Annotated in this window: 26 protein-coding genes and 1 rRNA gene; 14 read left to right on the forward strand and 13 right to left on the reverse strand. The window is 31.7% G+C overall.

Annotated elements, in window-relative coordinates; genetic code table 11:
• The 4 genes from ABDH49_05530 to ABDH49_05545 form a co-directional block, all read right to left on the reverse strand.
• The coding region (locus ABDH49_05530; GenBank protein ID MEN3046424.1) for an adenylate/guanylate cyclase domain-containing protein at positions 1–1,381 on the reverse strand (1,381 nt) is incomplete at its 3' end.
• 12 nt (positions 1,382–1,393) lie between these two features.
• On the reverse strand, positions 1,394–2,425 hold the full coding sequence (locus ABDH49_05535; protein MEN3046425.1) for an N-acetylneuraminate synthase family protein: 1,032 nt from the start codon (positions 2,423–2,425) through the stop codon (positions 1,394–1,396).
• Complete coding sequence (locus tag ABDH49_05540; GenBank protein ID MEN3046426.1) at positions 2,403–3,080, reverse strand: acylneuraminate cytidylyltransferase family protein; 678 nt, start codon at positions 3,078–3,080, stop codon at positions 2,403–2,405. The genes ABDH49_05535 and ABDH49_05540 overlap by 23 nt, the downstream gene beginning before the upstream one ends.
• Complete coding sequence (locus ABDH49_05545; protein ID MEN3046427.1) at positions 3,070–4,143, reverse strand: hypothetical protein; 1,074 nt, start codon at positions 4,141–4,143, stop codon at positions 3,070–3,072. Before ABDH49_05545 ends, ABDH49_05540 begins: the two co-directional genes overlap by 11 nt.
• A 62-nt stretch (positions 4,144–4,205) precedes the next feature.
• Between ABDH49_05545 and ABDH49_05550 the strand changes: the two genes are divergently transcribed.
• Positions 4,206–5,603 carry a B12-binding domain-containing radical SAM protein gene (locus ABDH49_05550; protein MEN3046428.1) on the forward strand — a complete coding sequence of 466 codons (1,398 nt, stop codon included), beginning with the start codon at positions 4,206–4,208 and terminating at the stop codon, positions 5,601–5,603.
• Here the strand turns inward: ABDH49_05550 and ABDH49_05555 are convergent.
• The 5 genes from ABDH49_05555 to amrS form a co-directional block, all read right to left on the reverse strand.
• The gene (locus ABDH49_05555; protein MEN3046429.1) at positions 5,595–6,098 is read right to left on the reverse strand and encodes a hypothetical protein; all 504 of its coding nucleotides are present in this window, start codon (positions 6,096–6,098) and stop codon (positions 5,595–5,597) included. The genes ABDH49_05550 and ABDH49_05555 overlap by 9 nt on opposite strands.
• Positions 6,098–6,646 (reverse strand): translation initiation factor IF-3, encoded by a 549-nt coding sequence (gene infC / locus ABDH49_05560; protein ID MEN3046430.1) that lies wholly within the window; start codon positions 6,644–6,646, stop codon positions 6,098–6,100. Before infC ends, ABDH49_05555 begins: the two co-directional genes overlap by 1 nt.
• A gap of 100 nt (positions 6,647–6,746) precedes the next feature.
• Complete coding sequence (gene thrS, locus ABDH49_05565; GenBank protein ID MEN3046431.1) at positions 6,747–8,648, reverse strand: threonine--tRNA ligase; 1,902 nt, start codon at positions 8,646–8,648, stop codon at positions 6,747–6,749.
• Between the two features lie 18 nt (positions 8,649–8,666).
• Complete coding sequence (gene pruA, locus ABDH49_05570) at positions 8,667–10,229, reverse strand: L-glutamate gamma-semialdehyde dehydrogenase (protein ID MEN3046432.1); 1,563 nt, start codon at positions 10,227–10,229, stop codon at positions 8,667–8,669.
• 93 nt (positions 10,230–10,322) lie between these two features.
• Positions 10,323–11,597, reverse strand: a complete 1,275-nt coding sequence (gene amrS, locus ABDH49_05575) for an AmmeMemoRadiSam system radical SAM enzyme (GenBank protein MEN3046433.1) — start codon at positions 11,595–11,597, stop codon at positions 10,323–10,325.
• Positions 11,598–11,660: 63 nt separating this feature from the next.
• Here amrS and ABDH49_05580 point away from each other — a divergent pair, with 63 nt between their 5' ends.
• Genes ABDH49_05580 through ABDH49_05595 form a run of 4 tightly spaced genes read left to right on the forward strand, consistent with a single transcriptional unit; the run spans position 11,661 to position 15,272 of the window.
• Entirely contained in the window at positions 11,661–12,839 is a 1,179-nt protein-coding gene (locus ABDH49_05580; protein ID MEN3046434.1) for an acetyl-CoA C-acetyltransferase, read from the forward strand.
• 2 nt (positions 12,840–12,841) lie between these two features.
• Positions 12,842–14,101 carry a peptidylprolyl isomerase gene (locus ABDH49_05585; protein ID MEN3046435.1) on the forward strand — a complete coding sequence of 420 codons (1,260 nt, stop codon included), beginning with the start codon at positions 12,842–12,844 and terminating at the stop codon, positions 14,099–14,101.
• 6 nt (positions 14,102–14,107) lie between these two features.
• Positions 14,108–14,374 (forward strand): S4 domain-containing protein, encoded by a 267-nt coding sequence (locus tag ABDH49_05590; GenBank protein MEN3046436.1) that lies wholly within the window; start codon positions 14,108–14,110, stop codon positions 14,372–14,374.
• Complete coding sequence (locus ABDH49_05595) at positions 14,367–15,272, forward strand: 4-hydroxythreonine-4-phosphate dehydrogenase PdxA (protein MEN3046437.1); 906 nt, start codon at positions 14,367–14,369, stop codon at positions 15,270–15,272. The genes ABDH49_05590 and ABDH49_05595 overlap by 8 nt, the downstream gene beginning before the upstream one ends.
• Here the strand turns inward: ABDH49_05595 and ABDH49_05600 are convergent.
• Genes ABDH49_05600 through ABDH49_05610 form a run of 3 tightly spaced genes read right to left on the reverse strand, consistent with a single transcriptional unit; the run spans position 15,264 to position 17,876 of the window.
• Complete coding sequence (locus ABDH49_05600) at positions 15,264–15,791, reverse strand: YbhB/YbcL family Raf kinase inhibitor-like protein (GenBank protein ID MEN3046438.1); 528 nt, start codon at positions 15,789–15,791, stop codon at positions 15,264–15,266. The genes ABDH49_05595 and ABDH49_05600 overlap by 9 nt on opposite strands.
• A 38-nt stretch (positions 15,792–15,829) precedes the next feature.
• On the reverse strand, positions 15,830–16,729 hold the full coding sequence (gene era, locus ABDH49_05605) for a GTPase Era (protein ID MEN3046439.1): 900 nt from the start codon (positions 16,727–16,729) through the stop codon (positions 15,830–15,832).
• Positions 16,707–17,876, reverse strand: a complete 1,170-nt coding sequence (locus ABDH49_05610) for a hypothetical protein (protein ID MEN3046440.1) — start codon at positions 17,874–17,876, stop codon at positions 16,707–16,709. The genes era and ABDH49_05610 overlap by 23 nt, the downstream gene beginning before the upstream one ends.
• 38 nt (positions 17,877–17,914) lie before the next feature.
• On the opposite strand from ABDH49_05610, the gene ABDH49_05615 reads away from it, so the two are divergent.
• From ABDH49_05615 to ABDH49_05655, 9 genes are all read left to right on the forward strand, one after another.
• Complete coding sequence (locus ABDH49_05615) at positions 17,915–18,763, forward strand: ABC transporter substrate binding protein (protein ID MEN3046441.1); 849 nt, start codon at positions 17,915–17,917, stop codon at positions 18,761–18,763.
• Complete coding sequence (locus tag ABDH49_05620; protein ID MEN3046442.1) at positions 18,753–20,123, forward strand: hypothetical protein; 1,371 nt, start codon at positions 18,753–18,755, stop codon at positions 20,121–20,123. The genes ABDH49_05615 and ABDH49_05620 overlap by 11 nt, the downstream gene beginning before the upstream one ends.
• A complete protein-coding gene (locus ABDH49_05625) occupies positions 20,124–20,687 on the forward strand; it encodes an ATP-binding protein (protein ID MEN3046443.1) in 564 nt (187 codons plus the stop codon).
• 38 nt (positions 20,688–20,725) lie between these two features.
• A complete protein-coding gene (locus ABDH49_05630; GenBank protein MEN3046444.1) occupies positions 20,726–21,064 on the forward strand; it encodes a hypothetical protein in 339 nt (112 codons plus the stop codon).
• A gap of 1 nt (position 21,065) precedes the next feature.
• Entirely contained in the window at positions 21,066–22,964 is a 1,899-nt protein-coding gene (locus ABDH49_05635; protein MEN3046445.1) for a V-type ATPase 116kDa subunit family protein, read from the forward strand.
• Positions 22,965–23,110: 146 nt separating this feature from the next.
• The gene (locus ABDH49_05640) at positions 23,111–23,305 is read left to right on the forward strand and encodes an ATPase (GenBank protein ID MEN3046446.1); all 195 of its coding nucleotides are present in this window, start codon (positions 23,111–23,113) and stop codon (positions 23,303–23,305) included.
• Positions 23,305–23,889, forward strand: coding sequence for a V-type ATP synthase subunit E (locus ABDH49_05645; protein ID MEN3046447.1), 585 nt, complete (start codon positions 23,305–23,307; stop codon positions 23,887–23,889). Before ABDH49_05640 ends, ABDH49_05645 begins: the two co-directional genes overlap by 1 nt.
• Entirely contained in the window at positions 23,882–24,904 is a 1,023-nt protein-coding gene (locus tag ABDH49_05650; GenBank protein MEN3046448.1) for a V-type ATPase subunit, read from the forward strand. Before ABDH49_05645 ends, ABDH49_05650 begins: the two co-directional genes overlap by 8 nt.
• Complete coding sequence (locus ABDH49_05655; GenBank protein MEN3046449.1) at positions 24,901–25,239, forward strand: V-type ATP synthase subunit F; 339 nt, start codon at positions 24,901–24,903, stop codon at positions 25,237–25,239. The genes ABDH49_05650 and ABDH49_05655 overlap by 4 nt, the downstream gene beginning before the upstream one ends.
• A gap of 54 nt (positions 25,240–25,293) precedes the next feature.
• Here ABDH49_05655 and ABDH49_05660 read toward each other — a convergent pair.
• Positions 25,294–25,672: ribosomal RNA gene (locus ABDH49_05660) — 23S ribosomal RNA — on the reverse strand; the annotation flags it as partial.

The raw sequence follows: 25,672 nt of genomic DNA on the forward strand, positions 1-25,672 counted from the left end.
CCAGTTCTTCATCAAAGGAATGACCCATAATTGAAAGTACCTTAATTTTCTCTCTTGACTTACTGTCTAGTTTTTCAATTTCTGAAATCACTATGGAATCTATTTTGTCAGATATTTTTTCTTCTCCCTGTTTTAAAATCTCTGTAATGAATAGGGGATTTCCCTTTGTTTTTATATAAATTTCTTCCTGTAAATGAAGTGGCATCTCAGGTTTTACTTTTTTTATAAACTCTTTAAACTCATCATAATCAAATCCCTTTACCTCAATAACTTTGGTAACAGCTTTCCCTAAATATCTTAGTGGAGTTTCTTCTTCTCTCGTAAAAATTAAAAAAGATGAGGGAACCTCTATTTTTTCGATAATAAACTTTATAAATTTATATGAAAGTGAATCAGCCCATTGCATGTTATCAAATAGAAATAAACATCTTCTTCCTTGAATTTCTCCTATGAATTCAAGCCAGGTTTTCTCATAAGATCTCCTTTCTGCTTTAAGTTTTTTTCTGAGTTCCTCACTTAAGATATTAAACTCTCCGCCATATAAAGAGGCTCTAAATATAAACACATTAAACTTTTTCTCAGTTAATTCAGCAATTTTATTTAATAGGCTCGTTTTCCCACAGCCCGGCTCTCCCTTTATAATAAAAACCTTTACTTTTTTATTTTCTTGAAACTCTCTTAATATTTCTTCTATTAGTTTTTCTCTACCTACAAAAGGAAACTCCATCCTTTCCTCAATTCTTTCCTTTATCCCCTCTACTTTATATACCTTTACTTTTCTTAAAATACCCTTAATCTTTCTGATCTTTAGGGGCTTAAAGTAAAAAATATCACCCGCGAGATTTTTAGTTGACTCACTTACAAGAATCTCGTTAAACCCTGCAAGTGACTCTAAGCGCTGTGCAAGGTTTACCGTGTCCCCAAGCACGGTATAATCAAGAGCTTTATCTATACCAATCTCTGTTAAAAGTATTTCTCCTGAATTTATTCCTATATGAACTCCAATTTTTTGACCTAATTTATCAGAATTTAAGAAATTTATAATTTCAAGCGCTGCTCTAATTGCCTTTTCCGCATGATTCTCATATTCTCCCTTCACACCAAAAAAACAAAGTATCGCATCCCCTATATACTTATCAATCGTTCCCTGATAACTCTCTATAATCCTCTTTGATTCTGTAAAAAAAAGATTAAGTATAGTTAGTACTTCCTCTGCATCTTTTTTTTCCGAAAGATCAGTAAAACCTGCGACATCTACAAACATAACTGAGACTCTCCTTCTTTCTCCAACTCTCTTTTCTATTAACTTAGAACCACATCTACCACAATAAATAAAACCATCAGGATTTTCAAAATTACATTTTATACACTTTACACCCATTACATATAGAAACTATTCGATATCTTCATCATAAAGAGGATCAAATCTTTTTTTGTCTTTTTTTAACTTCTTTCCTATAACTTCATGGAATCTGTCGGGAGTTATACCCATAACTGGTCTCAAAGCAACAATATCTTCTTCTGTAATAATTTCACCCTTTTTTTTGTCTTTTTTTAAATATAAAGATCTCCTTGCTACTTTTTTTACTTCTTTTTCACTTTCTGTTACTTTCTTTATACCATCACCAAGCATTTTTTCAGCAAGTCTTATGCTTTTTACCCACTCGAAAAGTTCTTCAGGAGATAGTGAAGCTTTATGATCAGGTCCCGGAAGACCTTTCCATAAGGTAAAATGTTTCTCTATAATTTTTGCACCGAGAGATAAAGCTACTAAACTAGCAAGAACACCTTCAGAGTGATCTGAAAAGCCTATTATAGCATCGGGAAATTCTTTCTCATAAGTTTCAATAACTTTTAAGTTAAGTTCCTCAAAAGGGGCAGGATAATTAGAAGTACACTGCAAAATCGCAATTTCCTCTATTTTTTTCTTTTTCAAAAACTCATAGGTTCTTTTCACCTCTTCAAGGTCTGACATTCCAGTTGAAATTATAATAGGTTTTTTAAATTCAGCCACTTTTTCAAGAAGAAGAAAGTTATCTAAATCAGTTGAGCTTATCTTGAAAAAGGGAACTCCTAATTCATTTAGAAACTCAGCCGACTTTACATCATACGGTGTTGAGAAAAAAATTATTCCTATTTTGTCGCAGTATCTTTTTATTTTTTCAAAGTCATCAAAGGAAAGCTCTAGTTTCTTAACCATTTCATACATATCCTTTGATTCGTCTTTATCTTTCTGATAAGGTGCCTTTTCAGTTCCTTCTAATATAACTTCTTCTGTTACAAAAGTTTGAAACTTAACGGCATCACAACCTGCTTTTTTTGCAAGATCACAAAGATAAATTGCTATTTCAACAGAACCATTATGGTTATCACCTGCTTCAGCCACCAGAAAAGCTTTTTTTTCAACTAAACTCTTCAGACTCATCTTTTAATTTTAAGATTAACTCTGCATATCTTAAATCATAAATAGTATCTATATCAACAGATTTTTCTCTTGGCATATAGTAAGTTATCAGTCTTTTTCCATAAAAGGTCTTTTCCTTTAAAAAGGCCTTTAGTTTTGCTATAAAGATTGCACCGTTTGGCAAAAATAACTTTTTTCTAAAACTTTTAGGAAAATAAAAACTATAATAGGTCCCCTTTCTAAAAACTAGCCACTTAACTGGTTTTTCGGTATCAGTTACACTTACAAGAAAATCTGCTCTTCTTTTTACTATCTTGTTAAAAGCCCTTACTATATCAGTACTTTCTCTTAACGGGGATGTAGGTTGCAAAAGTGCAATGTAATCAAAATTTTTACCTAATTTATCTAAAACGTGGAAAACAGCACTTTCCACTTTTGCCTTATCACCACTTAATCTTTTTGGCCTATCTATAACTTCTACTCCTTGACTTAAAGCTAAACTTTTAATTTTCTCGGAATCAGTAGTTACCACTATCTTATCAAAAATTTTTGACTTTATGGCTTCCTCTATAGTGTATGTAATTAGGGGTTTACCTAGAAGTAGTTGAATATTTTTATCTTTTAACCTTTTTGATTTTTCTCTTGCTGGTATTATACAAAGAACTTTATTTTTCAAGTTTTTTCATAAAATCTTCACTCAACTTTGCAAGAAATATGTTAGTCTCCCTTTCCTTTTCACCTCCCCTGTTAGAAGTAAAGACAAGGTATTTTCCATCCCAGGAAAACATGGGAAAAGAGTCAAAGCCGTCAAAGAAAGTAACTCTTTCAAGGTTTGTACCATCAGTTCTCATTATGTAAAGATCAAAGTTATGAGGTTTTTGAGGATCTAAGTTTGCCGAGAAAATTATGTACTTGCCACTTGGATGTGGAAATGGAGCAAAGGAAATTTTTCCAAAATTTGTTATTTTTCTAATTTCTGTTCCGTCCCTTTTTGCAATATAGATCTCAAGCCTTGGAGGTGCTACAACTTGTTTTTCAAGAAGCTCTCTATAACTTTTAAGCTCCGCTTCATTTTCTGGATAAAAGGCTCTATAAACGATGTATTCCTCATCGGGCATAAAAAAGGGGCCGCCTTCATAACCGTAAAGATTTATAACTTTCTTTACTTCTTTTATCTTTATATCCAAAAGGTAAATGCCTATATCTCCGTCTCTGAATGAGGTGAAAACTATTTCACCTTTTTTATTTACAGTTGCTTCTGCATCATAAAGCGGATTATCAGTTAGGGGCTCTAATTTTTTTCTCTCAAGATCAAAAAGAAATATATCATAGGGAAAAATTGGCCAATAGTATCTTTTTAAATCTAATTTTGGAACTTCAGGACAAGAGGGGGAAAAGTGGTGTGTTGATGAATAAACGACTAGTTTGTTATTAGGTAAAAAATAGCCACAGGTTGTTCTACCTTTACCAGTTGAAATTAAAGAGTATTTTTTCTTTTTCAGGTCATAGATAAAGATCTGATCACACATAAATTCCTTATAGTCAGTCCTTTGGAATATTAACTTTGTGCCATCAAATGAAAAGTAGGCTTCAGCGTTATCACCGCCAGAAGTGAGCTTCTCAACATGTTCAAAATATTTCTCTTCACCTTCAAAAATAAACCTATATTTTTCAAATTCATACTGATGAATAGATTTAAACTGTAAACTTACAAGAAAGAGACTTAGAAGAGAAAGCATATTTATTATTCAATTTATGTTGAGACTTGAACTCTTTGGTTTTAGAATATATTTTAAGAAAAGTGAGTTCTAAAGTAAAGATTTTGTTAGTAAATCCGTGGGTAACAGATTTTTCTCTTTATGATTTTTGGATAAAACCTCTTGGTCTTTTAATTATAGGAAGTATTCTTAAAAAAGAAGGATTTGATGTTTCTTTAGTTGATTTTCTGGATAGGCACAATCCGTATTTTAGAGAAAAGCTGAGTGAAAAGGAGTTGAAGGAAATAAGAGATAGAAATTTTTCAACTGGAAAATTTCCGTCAAGGGAGATTCCAAAACCTAGAGTTTATGAGAACATAAAAAGAAAATATAAAATTTATGGGTGGAGTGAAGAAGTTATAAAAGAGTATCTCAAAAAACAGAGAGGTTTTGATTTTATTTTTATAACAAGCGGAATGACCTATTGGTATCCGGGAATAAGAAAAACAGTTGATTTTCTAAAAAGTATTTATCCTGATGCAGTGTTTGTACTTGGTGGTAGATATGTATTTTTTTGTAAAGAACATGCCGAAAAAAATTTTAGTGATCTTTTTCTCATTTCAGACGTAAAAATAAAGGATATTTTGGAAAAAATCGAGAGACTAACCTGTAAAAAAATTGATATAGAAAGATTCTCAGAGTATAAGTCAATTTCCTTTGAATTTTATCTTGAGTATCCAATTTTAAAGCACTTTGCAATTATAAGATCTTTAGGTTGTCCATTTAGATGTATCTACTGTGCCTCAAGTATTTTATATCCCGAGTTTACAATGTTTGACGATAATAATATAATTAAAGAGATAGAAAAAATTCACCTATTAAAAAATGCAAGAGATTTTGCCTTTTATGATGATGCCCTTTTATATCCGAAAGAAAAATTTAAGGAATTCTTAAAGAAATTTATTGAAAAAAGTTTAGATATAAGGGTTCATACACCAAATGCAATTCATGCTCGTTATATTGATCAAGAAATGGCTGAGCTTTTAAAAAAGGCTAATTTTAAAACGATAAGGATAGGATTTGAAACAATAAATGAAGAAAAGCTAAAAAAAATTTGGTCAGGAAAGCTGATGTTAAGGGACTTTGAAAACGCTATATTTAATCTAAAAAAAGCTGGTTTCGAAGAAGAAATAGGAGCCTATGTGTTAATTGGTACACTAAACGATGATCTAGATGAAATAATGAAAACCTATGAGTACCTTTTCAAAAACAAGGTTAAAATTTATCCCGCTCAATTTTCACCATTGCCCTTTAACAGTTTTTTTAATAAAGAAGAACCCCTTTTATCTAACAAATCCATCTATCCCTGTGGAAACCCAAATATAGGATTTTCTCTTTACGAAAAAATTAAGGATTTTGCAAAAGTTTTAAATAGAAATCTCTTTACAAATAGTTCTTTTACAGAGCTTTATAAAAAATTTTTTGACAAAGAATCACTTTGAAAGGACCTTTTCAAAGACATCTTTAAATTTTGCTCTTAAAAAGTGAATATCTTGAAGGGATCTTAAATTTATATCTTTAATTTTTAGATTAAAGACATCCTCAGCGGACAGTACATAAAGTTTAGTATCCTCCAATTTCTTCTCAACTATTCTGTAATTATTTATATCCTCTTTCAAAAACAATTTAATTCTCCAGGGCAAGATTCTTCTATGATAAAATACAAGATAGTCTTCTTCAATGCTTTCTCTTTTTTTAAGGATGTCAGGTAAAAGTTTATACTTTATGTTACCTTTAATTTTCATGCCCATGTTAAGCATCAACCTCACAAACCTTTTGATATTTTCTTCATCAAAATCAATGATTATTTCTATGTATCTCAATTTTTTTCTTATACCCAAAACATACATAGCAGAGTCATCAAAAATAGCATAGTTAACTCCGTACTTTTCGAAAAAAGAAAAGAGTCTCACAAACTTTAAAAGATAATTTCTCACTATTTTTTCTTCTTCGGTTTTAATATAACAAAGAGTTGATTCTCTCCAGCTTTTTTAATTTCACCTTCTGGCTCAGCAAAATCTTTAACTCTATCAATAAACTTTTCCATTATTTCTCTTCCCTGAGTATCAATAAAAATTACTTCTCTTCCCTTAAAAAAGAGTCTAACCCTTACTTTATGTCCGTCATCTATAAATTCACTTAACTTTTTTATTTTTAATTCAAGATCATGTTCACTTGTAGAGGGTCTAAAAGATATTTCCTTTTCTTCAGCAGTCTTAGTATGTTTTTTCTTTTTCTTCATTTCATATTTAAATTTTCCATAATCTAAAATCTTACAGAGGGGAGGATTATCTGTTGGAACTATTTCAACAAGATCAAAACCTTTCTCGTATGCAAGCTCAAGAGCTTCCTTAAGAGGCATTACACCCAAAAATTTACCATTCTCATCTACAACCTTTACTTCTTTTGCTTTTATGTTCTCATTAACACGATAGGGCTCCTTTTCTCTTGCAACTGGCCCTTTTGGATACCACCTTCTTCCCATAAATAAAATTAGAGTTTTTATTGGAATTGAACCTCATTGAAAACTTTTTAAATTTGAATTTATTCAAGAAATAAAAAATAAGAGATGAAGGAAATAGAACCTACTCGATTTCAATTTCTTTTTTTATCCTACTTACTATCTCCTCTAAGGCCATTGAACCCAAATTACCCTCCCTATGTTTTCTGACTGAAACAGAATTTTGCTCTTCCTCTTTTTTTCCAACAATAAATATATAGGGAATCTTCTCGAGCTCTGCTTTTCTAATTTTATAATTGAGAGTTTCATTATCATAGTCTATTTTACACCTTAATCCCCTCTGGTTTACAAATTCTTTAACCTTTTCTGCATAGTTAAAAAATTTTTCACTTATGGGTAAAATCCTTATCTGTTCAGGTAAGAGCCAAAGTGGGAACTCACCACCATAGTGCTCAATTAAAACTCCAAAAAACCTTTCCATCGAACCTAAAAGTGCCCTATGTATCATATAGGGCCTTTTTTCCCTTCCGTCCTTATCCCTAAAACTTATTTCAAACCTTTCAGGTAAATTAAAATCAAATTGAATAGTAGTACATTGCCATTCTCTACCAATCGCATCTTTAATTAATATATCTATTTTTGGACCATAAAAAGCACCCTCTCCCTCTGCAATTTCAAAATTTAAAGAACAATCCTTTGCCGCTTTAATAAGTGAACCTGTAGCCCTTTCCCACATCTCCTCTGTTCCTACAAAATCCTTAGGTCTTGTAGATATTAAAACTCTATATTCTTTAAAACCAAATTTAGAAAGAACAAAAAGAGCAAAATCTATAACACCCTTTATTTCGTCCTCAACCTGTTCAGGGGTACAAAAGATATGAGCATCATCCTGAGTAAAGCCTCTAACTCTTGTTAAGCCATGCAGCACCCCACTTCTTTCAAAGCGATATACAGTTCCAAACTCAAAAAGCCTTAGGGGCAAATCTCTAAAACTTCTAATTTCACTTTTATATACCTGAATGTGAAAGGGACAGTTCATCGGTTTTATATAGTAGCCCTCTTTATCCTCTAAAAAAGTCATTTCAGGATACATGTTCTCCTTGTAAAATTCAAGATGACCCGAGATTTCCCATAATCTTTTTTTGCCAACATGAGGTGTATAAACAGGTTGATAATTCCTTTTGATATGCTCCCTAAATAAAAAGTTTTCTATTTCTCTTCTTATAAAGGCTCCCTTTGGAAGCCATATAACAAGACCCGGACCCACATCTTCAGAAAGATAGAATAAATTAAGTTCTTTTCCAACCTTCCTGTGATCTCTTTTTTTTGCCTCCTCTAGTCTCTCTAAATAATTCTTCAGATCCTCCTCATTTGGAAAGGCTATCCCGTATATTCTTTGGAGTACCGGCCCCTTTTCATTTTTTCTCCAATAAGAAGATGAAGAAGAAATAATTTTAAAAGCCCCTATTAAACCAGTTCTTACAAGATGAGGCCCTGTACAAAGATCAATGAAATCTCCCTGCCTATAACAACTTACATACTCATCCTCTATTTCTTTTAAAATTTCGACTTTAAAATTTTCTCCCCTTTTATTAAAGATTTCTATTGCCTCTTCTTTTTTGATTTCTATCCTTTCTATTAATAGGTTCCTTTTAATAATTTCTCTTGCTCTTTCTTCAATTTTTTCAAGATCTGAGGGGGTAAAGGTTTTTTCGTCCATATAAAAATCATAGTAAAAGCCATTTTCTATGGGTGGACCTATAGTTAGTTTTGCAAAGGGAAAAAGCTCTTTTACTGCATGAGCCATAACATGTGAAGAGGTATGCCAAAAAGTCTCCTTGCCAAGAGGATGACTAAAATCAAGTAACCTTATTTCTTTTTCATCACCTTTTATCTGATAGGTTAAATCCTTTAATTTTCCATCAACTAAAGCTACAAGGAATACACGGTCATCCTCTATTAGTTCTATTATTTTTTTTCCTTTGTTTTTAATAATCTCTTCTCTACTTAAAACCTTCTCTTTCACAATCTTTTTCTGATCAAATTAAAAAGCTATTCTTTCTGAAACGCTTTTACCCTGAAGGAATAAAAGCAGGTAATCTCTACCTCCTGCTTTTGAATCTGTTCCAGACATGTTAAATCCTCCAAAGGGGTGAACATCTACTAAAGCGCCCGTGCATTTTCTGTTTATATAAAGATTACCAACATGGAAGTTTTCTTTTGCCTTTATGATATTTTTCCTGTTATATGAGAAGACAGCTCCAGTGAGACCATAATCTGAGTTATTTGCAACTCTTAGAGCATCATCGAAATCTTTTGCTTTTATTATAGAAAGTACTGGACCGAAAATTTCTTCCTGAGCTATTGTTGCATTTTCATCAACATCTTTAAATATTGTTGGCTCAATAAAGTATCCACCTTCAATTTTTGCCTTATTGCCACCAAATATTAGTTTACCCTCTTTTTTCCCGATTTCTATATAACTTAATATCTTACTTTCTGAAGAAGCGTTAATTACAGGTCCCATAAAGTAGTTCTCTTTAGCAGGCCCGATCTTGATCTTTTTCACCTCTTCTACGAGCATCTCAATAAATTTGTCGTAAATATCTTCAAGAAGGATAAGTCTTGAGCAGGCTGAACACTTTTGACCTTGATAACCATAGGCAGAGACTATAGTCCACTTTACGGCATCCTCAAAGTTTGCTTCATTATCAATTATTATTGCATTTTTTCCACCCATTTCTGCTATAACTCTTTTTAGCCACTTTTGACCTTTACTTACCTTTGCTGCAAGTTCATAAATATGACATCCAACCTCTCTTGATCCTGTAAAAGCTACGAATCTTGTTTTGGGATGAGCAACAAGGGGATCTCCAACTTTAGATCCTGATCCTGTAAGGAAATTAAGAACACCTTCTGGTAAGCCTGCTTCATGCATCAATTTAACAAATTTATAGGCAATAAGGGGAGCATCAGAGGATGGTTTTAAAATTGCACAGTTACCTGTCACAATACTTGCTGTTGTCATTCCTAATGTTATAGCTAATGGGAAGTTCCAAGGTGGAATAATAACGCCTACTCCAAGAGGAATATAGAAGTATTCAGGGATTTCGCCTTCAAAAGGTGTAAGGCTTTGAAGTTCACCGAACTTGACGGCTTCTCTTGCGTAGAATTCTAAGTAATCTATGGCTTCTGCAGTATCAGCGTCTGCTTCAGCCCAATTTTTTCCAACTTCTAAAACCATTGTTGCAGAAAACTCATGTTTTCTTTTTCTAAGTAAGTGTGCTGCTCTAAGCAAAATTGCAGCTCTTTCTTTTGGTTCTATTCTTTTCCACTCCTCAAAAGCTTCCCATGCAACGCTTATAGCTTCCTCTATATTTTCTGGCTTTGCAACTGAAAACTCCCCAATAACCTCATCATATTTTGAGGGATTTATACTTTTAAAGGTCTCATCTGTATAAATTTCTTTTCCTTTAATTATAAGGGGATATTTTCTACCTAGTTCGGATTCCACTTTCTTTAAAGCTTCTTCGAAAGCCTTTTTATTTGATGGATCTGAAAAATCTGTTAAGGGTTCATTTCTAAATGGAGGTACATTAAAGGCCATTTGAATTATCCTCCAATCTTAATGCTAAAATGAGGAGTTGAACCAGTTTAAGTTTAATTTTATTGAAATTTATCCTTAATTTTCAAGGTTATTTTACTTAGTGAAAACTCCCGGAATTTTTGTGCCACATCTAAAACATTTGCCGTTAATCACCTTATTTTCTACTATATCGAAAATGCTTCTTTTAATAAGTAAAATTCTGCAGTTATGACAGTAGGTATTTTCGTATTTATGAAAGGGTACATTTCCGATGTAAACGTACATTAGTCCCTCACTAATAGCAATATCCCTTAATATTTCGAGTCTTTTAACCGATGTGGGAGGAGCGCTGAATTTATAAGCTGGGAAATATCGAGTCAAATGATAGGGAGTATCTTCTCCAATTTCTTCTTTTATTCTTCTTGCAATATCTTTTATATCTTTTTCGTTATCATTAAAACCTTCAATTACAAGAGTTACTATCTCAACCCATAGACCTTTCTTTTTTGAAATTTTTATATTTCTCCAAACTTTTTCTACATCAGCGCCGCAGTACTTTTTAACAAATTCCCTGCTCCCCTTTATGTCAAAACTTATAGCATCAAGACCTGAATCTATTAAAATATTTAGTGCCTCCTCTGTCATATAACCATTTGAAACGAAAGTATTATAATAATTTTTATTTTTAGCAAGTTTAAAAACGTCAACGGAATACTCAAATAAAAGTGTTGGTTCATTAAAGGAAATGCTTGTTCCCTCACATTTATAAAATTCCATAATTTCAATGAATTTTTCTGGTGGTATAAATTCACCTTTACCTATGTTTTCTGGTGTTTTACTTATTTCAAAGTTTTGACACCACGGACATAAGAAATTACATGAAAAGGAACCTACTGTAAGTGCCTTAGTACCAGGATAAAAGTGGTAAAAGGGCTTTTTTTCAATAGGATTAATACTGATAGATGATATATCCCCATATGTTAACGTGTAAATCTTTCCATCTACATTAATTCTAGTCTTACAGAATCCTAAATCACCTCTTTTTAACTTACATCTTCTCTCACATACGATGCATATTGAGTAGTCATCTTTCTTTTCATAAATAGCTTCTCTTACTCTCTTTTGATTTATTATTTTTATTGGAGTAATATCAATAGTTTCAAATATTGGAAAGAAGGAGACCCTGTCGTTGTCCTTCAATTCTCTATCCAAAAAGGAATTTTCACCGTTTACAAGTACAAGATGAATAAGCTCTTCTTTTATTTTAAAGATTTCAAGAATATCTCTTACTTTTTTGCCCTCTTCAACAAAGAGTTCAAACTCCTTTTTTCTCAGGTGAGCTGGCAAAAAATCATTTAATTCTTCATAAAATCTTACTTTTACTTTCATAATCTGAATGTATTAAAATAATTTTAATTTAGGTTCAACCCCAAAACATAAATGGTTTAAAAAATGAGGGAAGCTTATATTATATCGGGTGTAAGGACACCGGTAGGGAAAATTCTTGGGAATTTGTCTTCCTTTAGTGCAACAGACTTGGGCGGAATGGTAATAAAGGAGGCTGTTAGGAGATCAAATGTTCCTCCTGAAAAAATTGATGAGGTCATAATGGGATGTGTTTTACCGGCAGGTCTTGGGCAGGCTCCGGCAAGAATTGCAGCTATTAAAGCTGGATTAAGTGTAACAACTCCTGCATTTACAATAAATAAAGTTTGTGGCTCAGGTCTTAAGGCCTGCATGTTAGGTGTTCAGGCAATAAGGGCAGGTGATATAGAAATTGCAGTTTGTGGCGGAATGGAATCAATGAGTAATGCTCCTCATCTTTTAAATTTAAGATCTGGAGTGAAATATGGAGACTCAAAGGCTATTGACCATATGGTCTATGATGGTTTATGGTGCTCTTTTAATAGCCAGCATATGGGTAATCTCGCCGAATATACCGCAAGAAAGGCAGGCATAAAAAGGGAGGAGCAAGATAAGTTTGCATATGAAAGCCATATGAAAGCAGTTAAGGCAACAAAAGAAGGTAAATTTAAAGATGAGATAATTCCTATAGAGATAAAAACAAAAGAAGGTGTAAAAGTAATTGATAGGGACGAATCACCTAGAGAGGATACTTCACTTGAGAAGTTAGCTGAATTAAAACCTGTTTTTGAGAAGGATGGAACTGTAACAGCTGGAAATGCGCCTGGATTAAATGATGGTGCTGCGGCAGTTGTTATTGCTTCAGAAAAAGCTGTAAAGGAGTTAAATTTAAAACCCATAGCAAGGGTAATATCTTATGCCACCAATTACGTTGAACCGAAGGAACTCTTTTTTGCACCAATTGGAGCTATAGAGAAATTGACACAAAAGTCTGGTCTTAAGCATCCTAACGATTTTGATTTGATGGAAATAAACGAAGCCTTCGCTGCTCAAATTTTGGCAGACGCTAAAGCTTTAGAATTAGATATGAGTAAGGTTAACGTTCACGGAGGAGCAATAGCAATTGGTCACCCTATAGGAGCTTCAGGAGCAAGAATTCTTGTTACACTTATTTATGCTCTAAAGCAATATGGAAAGAAAAAGGGATTTGCTGCTTTATGTTTAGGAGGTGGAGGTGCTGTTGCCCTGTCAATTGAGATGGTATAAAAATGAGGATAATACTTTGTCTTTTGATATTTAGTTATAAAGACCTTTTATATAGAGATAGAGTTATTGCAGTTGTAGACAAAAGACCTATATTTGAAAGTGAAGTCTTAGAGGCTCTTAAATTTTTTAAACTTTTAAAACCAGAATTAAAAGAAGAGGAGGAAAGGGAATTAAAGAAGAAAATACTTGAAAGTTTAATAGAAAATGAACTTATTTTAATTGAGGCTAAAAAAGATACGACAATTAAGGTGGAAAGTGAAGAGATAAGTTCCTATCTTGAGGATGAAATAAACAGGTTAAAAAGGGAGATGGGTGAGTCTGTCTTTGCTGATGAACTTAAAAAGGAGAATTTAACTGAGGAAACTTTAAAGGAAAAATATTTTGAGCAAGTTGAACGAAACTTATATATTCAAAAGTATATTGCAAAGTACATAGCCCCTAAAATAGAGATATCGCCAAAAGAGATCGAAGAGTTTTATAAGAGTTATATAGACTCTATACCAGAGCTTCCTGAGGGATTTGAACTTTCACATATCTTTATTCCAGTAAAGCCTTCTAAAGAAATAATAGAAGCAGCAAGAAAGAGGGCAGAGTCGGTGTATAAAGAGCTAAAGGCAGGAGCTGATTTTGGTTATCTTGCTCTCAAATATTCTGATGACAAGTTTTCAGCTATTAAGGGAGGAGATATAGGGTACATAGAAAGGGGAACCTTTCCTCAAGATGTTGAGGAAAAGCTATATAAGTTTAAAGAGGGTGAGATTACACAGCCGATTCAAGGGGATCTTGGTTTCTTTATTTTCCAGATCGTAGATAAAAAAGAAAATAAAATTCATTTGAGGCAAATTGTAATTGCAACACTCCCTACAAAGAGTGATACTATAAGGGCATTAAATAGGGCAAAGGAGGCAAGAAAATTTGCAGAGGAGAATGGGTTTGAGGAGGCAGCAAGGAAATATTCAGAGGATCCTTTAACAAAGGATAAAGGAGGATATTTAGGTTTTGTTCCTTTCGAAAACTTAAAGGAGGATGTAAAGTTAGAACTTTTAAACTCAAAAGACGGAGATATAGTAGGTCCCTTTTACCTAGATTACGGTTATCATATTTTCAAAAGGATCTCTTATAACAGAGGAGGTAAACCATCTTTTGAGGAGATCAAGTTTCAAATCCAAAACCTTCTTTTTCAGAGAAAAGTTCAAAAGCTTTTAAAGAAAAAAGTTTCTGAAATAAAAAATAAAGTTTATGTAGAGATATTTGAACAATGAGCAAATTTGAGAATTGATAAATTTATAAAGTTATTTAACATTATAAAAAGTAGAAAGTATGCTAAGATTGCCTGTGAAAAAGGATTAGTTTATGTGAATGAAAAGAAAGTTAAGGCTTCATACAAGGTTAAAAAGGGGGATAAAATTAAAATTGAGCTAATGGATAAAAAAGTTGAGGTTGAAATATTAGATGTTCCTACAAAAACTTTTAAAAAAGAGGAATTTGACAAGTATATAAGGATTTTGAACATAGAAAAGAAGAAAATTGCTTAAAGTATATATAACTCCTGGTGATCCTTTTGGAGTTGGCCCTGAAATTATTTTAAAGGCATTGTCTAAATTGAAGAAATTAAAATTCAGTATAGTAATAGGTTCTGATTATTATTTTTTTGAAAAGAAGGCAAAAGAATTTGGAGTTGACTTTTCTAATCAGCAAATTCTTTTTGAAAATATATACGGGATAAAAGGAAAAGAGAAAAATTTTGCATCTTTAGAAGGAGCAAGGTTTTCAATTGAGTCTCTTGATTGGGCAATTGAAAAATTAAGAGAAAAGAAAGAGGGAGTAATTATAACTGGGCCTGTATCAAAAGAAGCTATTAGAAAAATACTTCCAAACTTTATCGGACAAACTGAGTATATATGTGAAAAAATTGGAGTAGAAACAAAAAAGGTTTTAATGAGTTTTTACTTTAGAGGAAAATTTATAGGTCTTTTTACTCAGCACATTCCCCTTAGAGAAGTTTTTAATTACATAAATAAAGAGCTCTATCTTGAAAGACTATCCATATTTAAAAAAGAAATAAAGAAAATTATAAAGAAAAGTCCAAAGATAGCTCTTTTGGCCTTAAATCCTCATGGAGAAGAGTTTGGTGAAGAGGAGAGGAATCTGAAAAAGTACATAAAATTTAGTAAAAATTTAAAAGGTTTTTTTCCTGCAGATTCTTTTTTTGGTTATTCTTTATATAAAAACTTCGATGGAATTTTTGCCTTTTATCATGATCAAGCAACAATACCTGCAAAAACTCTTGGTCCATCAATTCAGGTTACTCTTGGTTTACCTCTTTTAAGACTTTCTCCTGATCACGGTCCCGCCTATAATATGAAGGGCAACGCTAACTTTCAGTCTATGCTTGAGTGTTTTAAATTTGTTAAAAAATATCTTCTATTTTGATCTTTTATACTTACCCATTAATTCGCCGTAACCTATTATGTGTCCCTCCATTTTTTTCAAGACCTCTTTTTTTGTTGCTCCAGGTTTTAGATCAAGGGTAGTATCAAGTGCATATAGCTTAAAGAAATACCTGTGAGTTCCTGAGGGGGGACATGGCCCACCGTATCCGAGTTTTCCCCAGCTATTTTTACCGTGAACTGCCCCGTTTTCGAGTTTTTCAAGAGGTTTTATTCCTGCTTCTAGCTTTCTCACATCTGGAGGTATATTAAATAGAATCCAATGATCCCATATACCAAGGGGAGCATCAGGATCATCACAGATTAACACAAAACTTTTTGTTCCCTCTGGCACATTTGTCCATTCTAAGGGTGGAGATACATCTTCACCATCACATGTATACTTAACGGGAATAAAATCCCCATATCCAAATTCCGGCGATTTTACGGTAATTTCTTTATACTCTGATTTTGTCCCCTTCTTTGATAAACTTCCAAAAATAAAAAGAGGTATAAATATCATCATCACCTTCACACCTCCCTTCCCCTTTTATTTTTATTTTAACTAAGATATCCTAATTTTTTCAAGAAATTTGGATCACTTCTCCAGTTCTCTTTAACTTTGACCCAAAGATCTAAGAAAACTTTTTTATTTAATTTTTTCTCTATGTCTATTCTTGATAGAGTACCTATTTTTTTAATTTTTTCTCCTCCTTTACCGATAATAATGCTTTTTTGTGAGTCTTTTTCAACGTATATGATGGCCCTTATGTAAACTTTATTTTGTTCTTCTCTCCATTCTTCAACTTCTACAGCGGAGGAATAGGGGATTTCTTCTCCGTAGAGGTTAAAAATTTTTTCTCTTATAATTTCAGCTACAAAAAAGCGCATAGGTTTATCTGATAGGTCTTCGCTGTCATAGAGTGCTTCTCCATAGGGCAATAGTTCGACGACTTTCTGTTCTAAGATATCTAAGCCATCACCTGTTGAGGCAGAGATTGGAATGATTTCTTTAAATAGGTTCAATTTACTGTAGAGGTCTATAACTGGTAAAATTTCATTTTTGCTTACTGTATCTATTTTATTTATTGCGAGAATTGCTTCTTTTTTAGAGTTTTTTATAAGTTCAATCAGTTTTTGTTCTATGTCTCCGATTTTAGGGACAGGTTCAACCATTAAAATTAAGAGGTCAGAGTTTTCTATTACTTTTTTTATTTCTTCGATCATTGTTTTATGGAGTTCGTATTTTACTTTATTGAGCATTCCAGGGGTATCGTAAAAGCATATTTGGTAGTTAGGGGTTGTTTTAATTCCTAGGATGTTTACTCTTGTTGTTTGAGGTTTAGGTGTTATTATTGAGATAAATTCTCCGATTAGAGCATTTAGGAGTGTAGATTTACCTACGTTAGGTCTTCCTATTATTGAAACGTATCCTGATTTAAAATCTTTTTTGGATTCCAAATTTTACCTCCCTTTTAAGTGTGAATAATTTTGGTTTAAAGTGGTCGTATTGAACAAAAAGAGAAAACGTTTTTTTTAAAATATAACCAATTTTAAATTTAAAAGCCGAATGAGGTGAAAGACTTTCTATATAGATTAATTTAGGCTCAAAAATTAAGTTTCTGTAATTTAGTTTGAAAATCAAATGAAGAAAAATTAATTTATCGTTGTAATTTTCGTATCTAATAAGGGTTTTATTAAATAAGTGAAATTCAAAAGTAAAGATGTTTAAGTCTCTTATCTTATTCATCAAGAATTTATTATTTTGAAGAAGGGGAAAGTCTAAAGTGTTATCAAAAAATTTTTTGTAGCCGAATTTTAATATAATTTTTCCGATATTTAGAAACAATTCAGAAAAAAAGTTAGAGGCAAAGTTTTTTTCCATTTTACTAATTGAAAATGGCAGATGAATTAAGAGATTATTATACTCTTCTACGGGGTTAAAATATTCGATTCCCTTAGAAAAACCGGTTGCAAGGAAAATAATTGGGTTAAAGTAAAAAAGTTTAAGGGAAGGCAAAATTTTTTTATCAAAAAAATTAAGACTTACTAGAAGATCTATCCCTATAATACGAGAGTTTAAGAAAACAAAGGGAGATAAATTTGTTATTAAATTTTTGTTAAGTGTTTTAAGTCCAAAACCAGTTTTTAAATTTTTAAAGTATAAAAAACTAGTGGATGATTGATTATGATAAAAGAATTTTGAGCTTGAATCCTTGTGCTTATTATAAAAAACCGGAAAATTAATGTTTATGTAAGAATGAAGTCTCTTAGAGCTAATCTGATAGTTAAATTTTAAATTTTGAAAGATAAATATGATATTTTCGCTACTTTTAAAAAGGAGCTTAGTTGAAATTAGGCTGTCTCTATCAGTTTTGAAAAAGTCCATATTAAGATAGAAAGAATTAAAATTCTTATGTAAGTATGAGTTAGAAGAAATTCTAAAGGGCTTCGTGCTTTTTTCAAGGTTAAAATCTATGGATTTAAAAAAGGACAGAGAAAATTTTAGAGGTTTATCAAAGATCTTTTTGTTTATTAGTCTTTTTGAATAATACTCATAAACTGAGAGTTCAGGCTGTAGGAGGATAATCAAAATGAAAATAGACATATCTTGCAGTTTTAAGTATATTATTATAAAATTTAATTATGAGAGTAAGAAAGATGAGAAAAATTTTTATACTATTTTTATGTTTCGATGTTTGGGCACAGACACTGATAATAGATGGTTTAGGTGACAAAGAGGTTTTAAAGAAAATAAGTGAAGCACTTAAAGATCGCGTCTTTTATTATATAAAACCAGAGGACACCGTTAACAATATAGATGCTTACAATTTGGTTATTTTACTGGGGGATAAGGCACTGGAAGTGTATAATAAAAATAAATGGGAAAAACCTTGTATAGTAGGTTATGTTAAAAAGCCCATTAATGAAATACCTGTAGCAGGAACTGGTTTAAGGTATGAATTACCCCCTTCAGTTTTATTTACAATAATTTCGACATTAATGAAATGGGTAAAAAAGGTAGGAGTTATATTGCCTTATGAGTATTCAGAAAGCAATTTTGTTGAAGAGTTAAAAAGGGCCTCAAAAAATTTTAACATTGAATTAAAAATAGTTTTTGTGCAAGGGAAGGCTGTAAAAAAAGCTCTTTCACAGCTAAATGATATTGATTTATTTTTACTTATTCCGAGTGATTTAACTTTGGAGGAAAACTCTTCGAGATACTTCATTGAAGAATTTTTAAAAATTAAAATTCCAACATTTGGCTTTGAAAAAAATCACGCACTTATGGGTGCTTTGATCAGTTATAGTTTAGAGAAGGTTTATTTAAAAGAGCTAATAGATATTATTACACTTGTCCATGAAGGAAGAGAGCCTTCTACCATTCCTGTTAGATATCCTTCAACTTACGAGATATTTATAAAGAAAAAAACAAAGGATTTTTTAAAGCTTAGTATAGATAAGGCAACCTTTAAAAATATAAATGAAATTTGAGGAGTTATTAGTTAAGTGTATCGATCAAAAAAACGAAATAGAAGCAGCTAAATGTATCAAAAGTTACCTCGAGAAAGAAGCTATAGATGCTACAATTCAAATAAAATTGAATGGCTATGAAATAACAATATCTCCTTTTAAAAATATAAGCATAAAAAAAATAGATGACGAAATTGATTTAAAAGTTTCTATAAAAGGAGAATTAGATAAAAAGTATGAGAATCTCTTAAATTTTCTTTTTTTTAACTTTTTAAAAAGAAGAGAAAATGAGCTAAAACTGAAAATAAAGAGTTTAATCAAAGGGAGTTTAAAAAGAGAGGAAATTGATGAATTTTTTGATAGTCTTGAGGAGAAGGAAAGAAGAGTTTTAGAAAGGGACCCTCTTTTTTATCTATTTTTTTCCTATCGTGATCTTTTAAAAAACTTAGAGAAAAAGTCAAGTACTTATCAAACCTACACAGAACTTCTCAATTTTGCCTTTTTTAAGATAATAAATTGCGAAAGAGAAGAGCATTTACAAGAAATACTTTTTTATATTTTAAGAAGAATTCTAAAAGATAAATTTGAGTTCTTTTTTTTATTTTTTGAAGACAGTGTTTTACCATTAAACACAATGTTTTCGTCAAATTTTCTTGATGAATTTTTCTATGAAGATTTGTGTAGAAATAAGATCAAAGAAGGTGTAAATAGAGTAAGATATAAAAACAAAGAATTACATCTATTTTATTCTAGATTGATTGAGAGTGAATTGGGCGCTTTAGGCATTTATACAGATGAAGAAATTGATTACGAGATGAGCAGGTTTTTTGAGTATATATCTGTCCTTACTCTTTATTTCTTTTTAAAGGGAAATATTAAATTTTCTTATGACTTTACAAAAAAATTGTTACCAGTGATAAACGTAAAGGCGCTTTTATTAAAGTATAAAAAGAAGGAAGAACTTATAGAAAATCTTACATCTCCACTTAAAAAACTAGACATCGTTGAAATAATAAAAAAAGTGTTAAGTACTCTTGAATTTGAAATTTTAAGAAAGAAAATAAGAATTAATATTGAAAGGGAAGAATTTTTTTGTGAAGGGGACAGGGATCTTTTAGAAATTGCCTTTCTGTATCTCTTTAGATATTTAATTTCATTTAATAGAATAAGGGGGTTTATAAACATATATTTTAAAGAGGGTGAAATCCAAATTGAGGACTCAGGAATAGGGATGACTGATAGGGATTTAAATTTAATTTTAGATCCTCAAGACATAGAGGAGGATCTATCTGTTGTAGGAATTATATTTAAAACTCTCGGGTATTATGTCCATATTGAGGTTGAAAAAGGTATTGGGAATAAAATAAGAATTACTTTTTAAATGTTTCCAATCTACATCTATGAGTTTCTAAGAAAAATAAAGATGGAAAGTAGTGATCTTCTCAAAAACGAAATGGAAAGACTTTTACTTTTACAAAACATTATTGATGGTAGAATAATATTAAATAAAAGCAAGATAAATATTTATGACTTTATACTAGATTTTGTTGATAAAGAAAAGGAGGAAGGAATTATCTTTCAAATTGATCTTTTTTCTCCAATAGATAGTTTACAGATAGAAACAGATAAAGATTATCTATACAAGATCATAAAAGAAATAATCAATAATTCAAAGACAGCGATCTTACGATCTGGATTGATAAGGATAAAAATTAATAAAAAAAAGCATGTTATTTTAGAAATAAGTGACTCAGGAATAGGAATATCTAAGTCAGATATAGACAAAATTTTTGATCCCTTTTTTTTAACAAATTATAAGTTTTTTAAGGGTCATCTTGGAATAGGCCTTTCGATTGTAAAGGGACTATTAAAATTTATGGGATCAGAAATAAAAGTTGAATCAGAATACTTAAGAGGAACGAAAGTAACTTTATATTTGATTTAAAGTCGAGTCGGATTTTATAATTAAACCTAATTTCTTCTATGCATCATCAGGAAATTAAAATAAGGGAAAATCTTTATCGGCTCCTTGAGGAGGAGGAACAAAACTTTCACCTTATAGAAGAGAAATTAAGAGAAAAAAAAGAGTTAATAGAAAAGGAAAAATTAAGAGTACAAAATGAGCTTTTAATTTTTATAGAAGAAATGAATAATAAAAAAGAGGAAATAATAAGGAACGGAATTTCAAGAATAGAGGAGGAATGCAACAAAATTTTTGAGGAGGGAAAAAATAAAGCCCAAGATTTTATCTTGAATTTTGAAAATTATAAAGAAAAAGCCTTAATGATATTAGAGGAAATTATTTTAAGGGGAGAAATTTAAAATGGGTAGTTTAAAGATGAAAAAAGTTGAAATTATTGGTGAAATAGAAAAATTGGATAAGTTTTTGATCGAATTACAGGAATTTTCTGTTTTACATGTTGAAGATAGTGAATTTGAACTAGATGAAAATGAAAAGATAAAAAGAGCAATAAGCGATAAAGAAAAAGAAATTCTTAAGAAGATTGAAAGAAGTATACATTTAATAAATGAAATAAAAAAAGAGGGACTAGTTTTTAATGTTAAGGCTCAAAAATTTGAGTTTAAAAGTTTAGAAGAGCTTATAGTTAGATTGAATTTAATTTATCAGGAATATCAAAAACTAAAAGAAGAAGAGAGGAAAATCTTGGAGGAGAAAAGCTTATATTCCTCATTTAATAAAATTTTAGAAGCTTTTGAGGAGTTAGTGGAAAAAAAGGAAATAGAGTTAAGTGAAGAGTTTAACTTAAGTGGACTTCTTTTATCTAGAGAAGATCTGGTGCAGTTAGAAAGATTAAAAGAAGCTTTAAAAAAAGAATATGGAGAAAAAGTAAAGATTTTTTATAGGGTAATAAAAGGAAATCAGATAGCTGTTCTTATAGCCTATTTGCCAGAAGTGTCGGAAGAATTAAAAGAGAGAATATGGAAAGAGGGTTTACCTGAGTTAATGTTACCTGGTGAAATGGAGAGGCTTTCATTTAAGGAAATGCTTTACTTTTTAAGAGAAAAACTTATAGGGATACCGGGGAGATTAAGAGAAAATGAGTTAAAGAAAAAGAGACTAATTGAAGAGAATATTGATTTTCTTTACAATAGTTTTTACATTCTTGAAGATTTAAGAGATCTACTAAGAGTAAAAGAAAGGGGGGTTTATCTTACTAAGTATTTCTTTTATCTTGAGGGATTTTTACCTGAGAAAGAGATGGGAAATTTAAAAGATTTGGTAAAAAAACATGGATGTTACATTAGTGAGTCAATTCCTAAAAAGGAAGAATATAAAAGAGTACCAGTTTTACTTAAAAATTCATCTTTTTTCAAAAATTTTGAACCACTTATAGAGTTTTTTTCCTTACCTGTTTATAGAACTTATGATCCCACGCCTTTGATTGGTCTTTTTTTCCCACTTTACTATGGATTTATGTTAGGTGATATAGGTTATGGACTTTTAGGTTTAATCCTTTTTTCTTTTCTCTATTTAAGATCAAAAAATAATCTTTTAATAAGAAAAATCTCTTTTATTTTTATCGTTGCTTCAATTTTTTCAATCTTTTTTGGTGTTATATATATGGAGATGTTTGGAGATGTCTTAGAAATATTAGGATTTAAGCCTATTTTTCATAGAGTGCATGAGGCAAATACTTATCTTTTAATGGCAATAACTTTTGGATCGTTCCAAGTTATACTTGGTTTGATACTTGGTATAATTAATGCTTTTATTTTAGGGCACAGGGAACATGCAATTGGAGTTTTTTCTATGTTATTAGGTCTTATATGTATTTTAATGATTTCCCTTTCTTCTTTAGGCTTTATACCTTCTCTTTATAATAAGGTTTTTTTATTTATGTTATTAATTTTTATGGTTTTATCTTTTAAGTTCCATGGGCCAGCAGCGCCTATAGAGATTTTCTCTGCCTTTGGACACATACTTTCTTTTGCAAGACTTATGGCAATAGGACTTTCTTCAGCAATAATAGCGGTAATAGCAAACAAATTTGTTAACTTATTACCTTCAATTTTAATTGGTATAACTACAATGTTTTTATTCCATATACTTGCTTTTTTGCTTGGAATTTTTGACCCAACTATTCAGGGCTTAAGACTACAATTTGTTGAGTTTTTTACAAAATTTTATGTTGCTGGTGGAAGAGAATATAGACCACTTTTTAAAAGACTAAAAGAGGTTCGAATCCCTGAAATAAAGTAATTAAGAGAGAAAAAATGAAAAAAGTATGGTTTTTTATTTGGACAGTAATATTTTTATTTTTATATTCCTCTACACTTTTTGCAACTGAAGCAGCAGAGGTAGCTAAAACTGAGGGAGAAAATGGTCTTTCAAAACTTTTAGCCTATATAGGTGTTGCTCTTACTGTGGGTATTCCTGGACTTGGAACTGGTTGGGCTCAATCAAGAATAGGAGCAGCAGGAGCCGGAACTATTGCAGAAAGACCTGAAACAGCAATATGGATAATTATAATGCTTGCAATTCCTGAAACAACTGTAATACTTGGTTTTGTTATTGCCTTTATGCTCATGGGTAAAATTTAATGACCTTTAAAGAGTATATAGAGGGAAAAATAAAAGAAATTGTTGAAGAAATTGATAGAGAGAAAAATTGGGAGATAAGAAAAATTAGAGAAAATTTTGAAAAAGAAAAGTTAAAAATAAAGGAAAAGGTTATAAGGGAGGCTGAGGAGTTTTTAAGAATGGAAAGAGTAAGGAAATTAGCTGAAGTAAGAATGAAAGTTCTTAATGAATTTTTAAACTCAAGAGATAAGATTTATGAAAAACTCATAGAGTTTTTTAGGATAGAGATAGATAAAAAAAGGAAAGAAGGAGGTTATAGAAAGGAAATTGAGAATATTTTTTTAGAATCTGTTAAGGATTTTGGAGAAAATGAGGGAATAGTTTTTTGTTCTCCCTATGACTATGAAGTTATTAGTGGGCTTGTTTTAGAAAAAAAGCTAAATTTTGAGGTAAAGGTTGATGAGAGTTTATTTTTTGGTGTGATAGTAGAAAGAAAGGATGGAAAAATTAGGGTTTTAAATACACTTGAATCAAGATTAAAAAAGGCAGAACCCTACTTAATGCAAGTTTTATTCAGGGATATTTTTAAAATTCATTATGGATGATTTTGGGTATATAAATGCGAGAATAAGGGCAAGGAAGGAAAAACTTCTAAAAAGATCTGAAATAGAAGAGCTTTTACAAGCTGAGAATTTTGAAAAATTTGTAGAACTTTTAAGTAGAACCGATTATGCAAGAAATATTGAAAGAGGAGAAGTTGATTTAGAGAAGGTTTTAAGAGGAATAAATAAAAACTTTGCGGATAGTATAAATAGTTTAATTAATTTCTCTTCAGGTAAACCCAGGGGGCTTTTATATATACTTCTTTCTAAGTTTCTTATTGCTAATATTAGGGCGATAATAAGAGGGAAGATGAGAGGCTTTTCTGATCAAGAAATAGAGAGAGCTTTATTTCCGATTTTAGATCTTGATGAAGTAAAGTTAAAATCCCTGGTTTCGAGGGAGAATGCCTCAGAAGTTTTGAGTTTGCTTCTATCTTTCAGGCTCGACCTGCCCTTTAAAATAACGAGTTTGTTAATAAAAAAAGTGAGGGAAGGTGATGTTGAGTTTTTTGAAAATTATTTAGAGAGATCTTACTATGAGTGGGCACTTGAAAAATTAAAGAGTGCGAATGGAAATAGGGAGGAGGTGCTATACATTTTAAATTCTTGGGGAGATTTAAAAAACATAATAGGTGTTCTTCTTTATCTGAAGTATAACATTACTCCTTTAGGAAAAATTGAGCTTTTACAAATAGGTTTTTTAACTGATTCACAGAGGAAAAGACTCTTAAGGTGTCAAAGTTTTAGAGAAGTTGCGGAGATACTTTCAGGTACGAGGTATAATGAGTTAGTAAAGTATATATTAGAGGAGGATATTATAGGATTTGAGAAAAGGTTTGAGGAGGTTTTAATTTATTGGGCGATAAAGGGATTTTTAAGAGATCCTTTATCTATTTCAATTCCGTTAGCGTATATTATAGCAAAGTATAATGAGGTGGTAAATCTTAGAATAATTGCTTTTGGTAAATATCAGGGATTAGAGAGTCATGAAATAAGGAGGGAGGTTTTGATTTTATGAAGGAGAAGGAAAGGGAAATAAGGATATTAGCGATAACTGAGGAAGGGTATGATGCTGGATTTAGGTTAGCTGGTTGTGTTACAAAGGTGGTTAAGGATGAAAGAGAGCTTTTGAGGTTGTTAGATAGTTTAATTGAGGGGGGTGAGTATGGGGTGATTCTTGTGGAGGAGACCTTGTATCAGAGGATGGATGAGAGGAAAAGGAAGAGGTATGAGGAACTATCTTTTCCTTTAGTAGTTGGTTTGAATTTAAGGGAGGAGGGAAGGGTTGATCCTGAGGAGCATTTAGGTGAGATAGCTAAAAGGACACTTGGTTATAGATTAAAAATAAAATAAAAAAATAAAAAATAGGAGAAAAAATATTAAATATTAAAGTTGGAGAGGAAAGGGATTGTGAAGGCGGACGGTCTATTAGGACCGCTCGGCTCAATCCCTTGCGGGACTTACACCTGCGGCCTATTGACCCGGTAGTCTTCCGGGGACCTTCAGGGGCACCTAATCTTGGGGCGCGCTTCCCGCTTAGATGCCTTCAGCGGTTATCGCTTAGAGGCATGGCTACCCAGCGATGCCCCGGGCGGGACAGCTGGTAGACCAGAGGCCTCCCCACCCCGGTCCTCTCGTACTAGGGGCAGCCCCCCTCAAGTGCCCTACGCCCACGGAGGATAGGGACCGACCTGTCTTACGACGGTCTGAACCCAGCTCACGTAGCCCTTTAATGGGCGAACAGACCAACCCTTGGGAGCTTCTTCACCCCCAGGATGGGCTGAGC

The sequence above is a fragment of the Candidatus Hydrothermales bacterium genome (genome assembly GCA_039630235.1).
Lineage (GTDB): Bacteria > Hydrothermota > Hydrothermia > Hydrothermales > JAJRUZ01 > JBCNVI01.

What these genes read in the sequence shown, in the direction of transcription:
- ABDH49_05535 (MEN3046425.1), bottom strand. Translation starts at nt 2,425, where the DNA reads ATGAGTCTGAAGAGTTTAGTTGAAAAAAAAGCTTTTCTGGTGGCTGAA.
- ABDH49_05545 (MEN3046427.1), bottom strand. Translation starts at nt 4,143, where the DNA reads ATGCTTTCTCTTCTAAGTCTCTTTCTTGTAAGTTTACAGTTTAAATCT.
- infC (MEN3046430.1), bottom strand. Translation starts at nt 6,646, where the DNA reads ATGGGAAGAAGGTGGTATCCAAAAGGGCCAGTTGCAAGAGAAAAGGAG.
- pruA (MEN3046432.1), bottom strand. Translation starts at nt 10,229, where the DNA reads ATGGCCTTTAATGTACCTCCATTTAGAAATGAACCCTTAACAGATTTT.
- amrS (MEN3046433.1), bottom strand. Translation starts at nt 11,597, where the DNA reads ATGAAAGTAAAAGTAAGATTTTATGAAGAATTAAATGATTTTTTGCCA.
- ABDH49_05580 (MEN3046434.1), top strand. Translation starts at nt 11,661, where the DNA reads ATGAGGGAAGCTTATATTATATCGGGTGTAAGGACACCGGTAGGGAAA.
- ABDH49_05585 (MEN3046435.1), top strand. Translation starts at nt 12,842, where the DNA reads ATGAGGATAATACTTTGTCTTTTGATATTTAGTTATAAAGACCTTTTA.
- ABDH49_05600 (MEN3046438.1), bottom strand. Translation starts at nt 15,791, where the DNA reads ATGATATTTATACCTCTTTTTATTTTTGGAAGTTTATCAAAGAAGGGG.
- ABDH49_05610 (MEN3046440.1), bottom strand. Translation starts at nt 17,876, where the DNA reads ATGTCTATTTTCATTTTGATTATCCTCCTACAGCCTGAACTCTCAGTT.
- ABDH49_05615 (MEN3046441.1), top strand. Translation starts at nt 17,915, where the DNA reads ATGAGAGTAAGAAAGATGAGAAAAATTTTTATACTATTTTTATGTTTC.
- ABDH49_05620 (MEN3046442.1), top strand. Translation starts at nt 18,753, where the DNA reads ATGAAATTTGAGGAGTTATTAGTTAAGTGTATCGATCAAAAAAACGAA.
- ABDH49_05625 (MEN3046443.1), top strand. Translation starts at nt 20,124, where the DNA reads ATGTTTCCAATCTACATCTATGAGTTTCTAAGAAAAATAAAGATGGAA.
- ABDH49_05630 (MEN3046444.1), top strand. Translation starts at nt 20,726, where the DNA reads ATGCATCATCAGGAAATTAAAATAAGGGAAAATCTTTATCGGCTCCTT.
- ABDH49_05635 (MEN3046445.1), top strand. Translation starts at nt 21,066, where the DNA reads ATGGGTAGTTTAAAGATGAAAAAAGTTGAAATTATTGGTGAAATAGAA.
- ABDH49_05645 (MEN3046447.1), top strand. Translation starts at nt 23,305, where the DNA reads ATGACCTTTAAAGAGTATATAGAGGGAAAAATAAAAGAAATTGTTGAA.
- ABDH49_05650 (MEN3046448.1), top strand. Translation starts at nt 23,882, where the DNA reads ATGGATGATTTTGGGTATATAAATGCGAGAATAAGGGCAAGGAAGGAA.
- ABDH49_05655 (MEN3046449.1), top strand. Translation starts at nt 24,901, where the DNA reads ATGAAGGAGAAGGAAAGGGAAATAAGGATATTAGCGATAACTGAGGAA.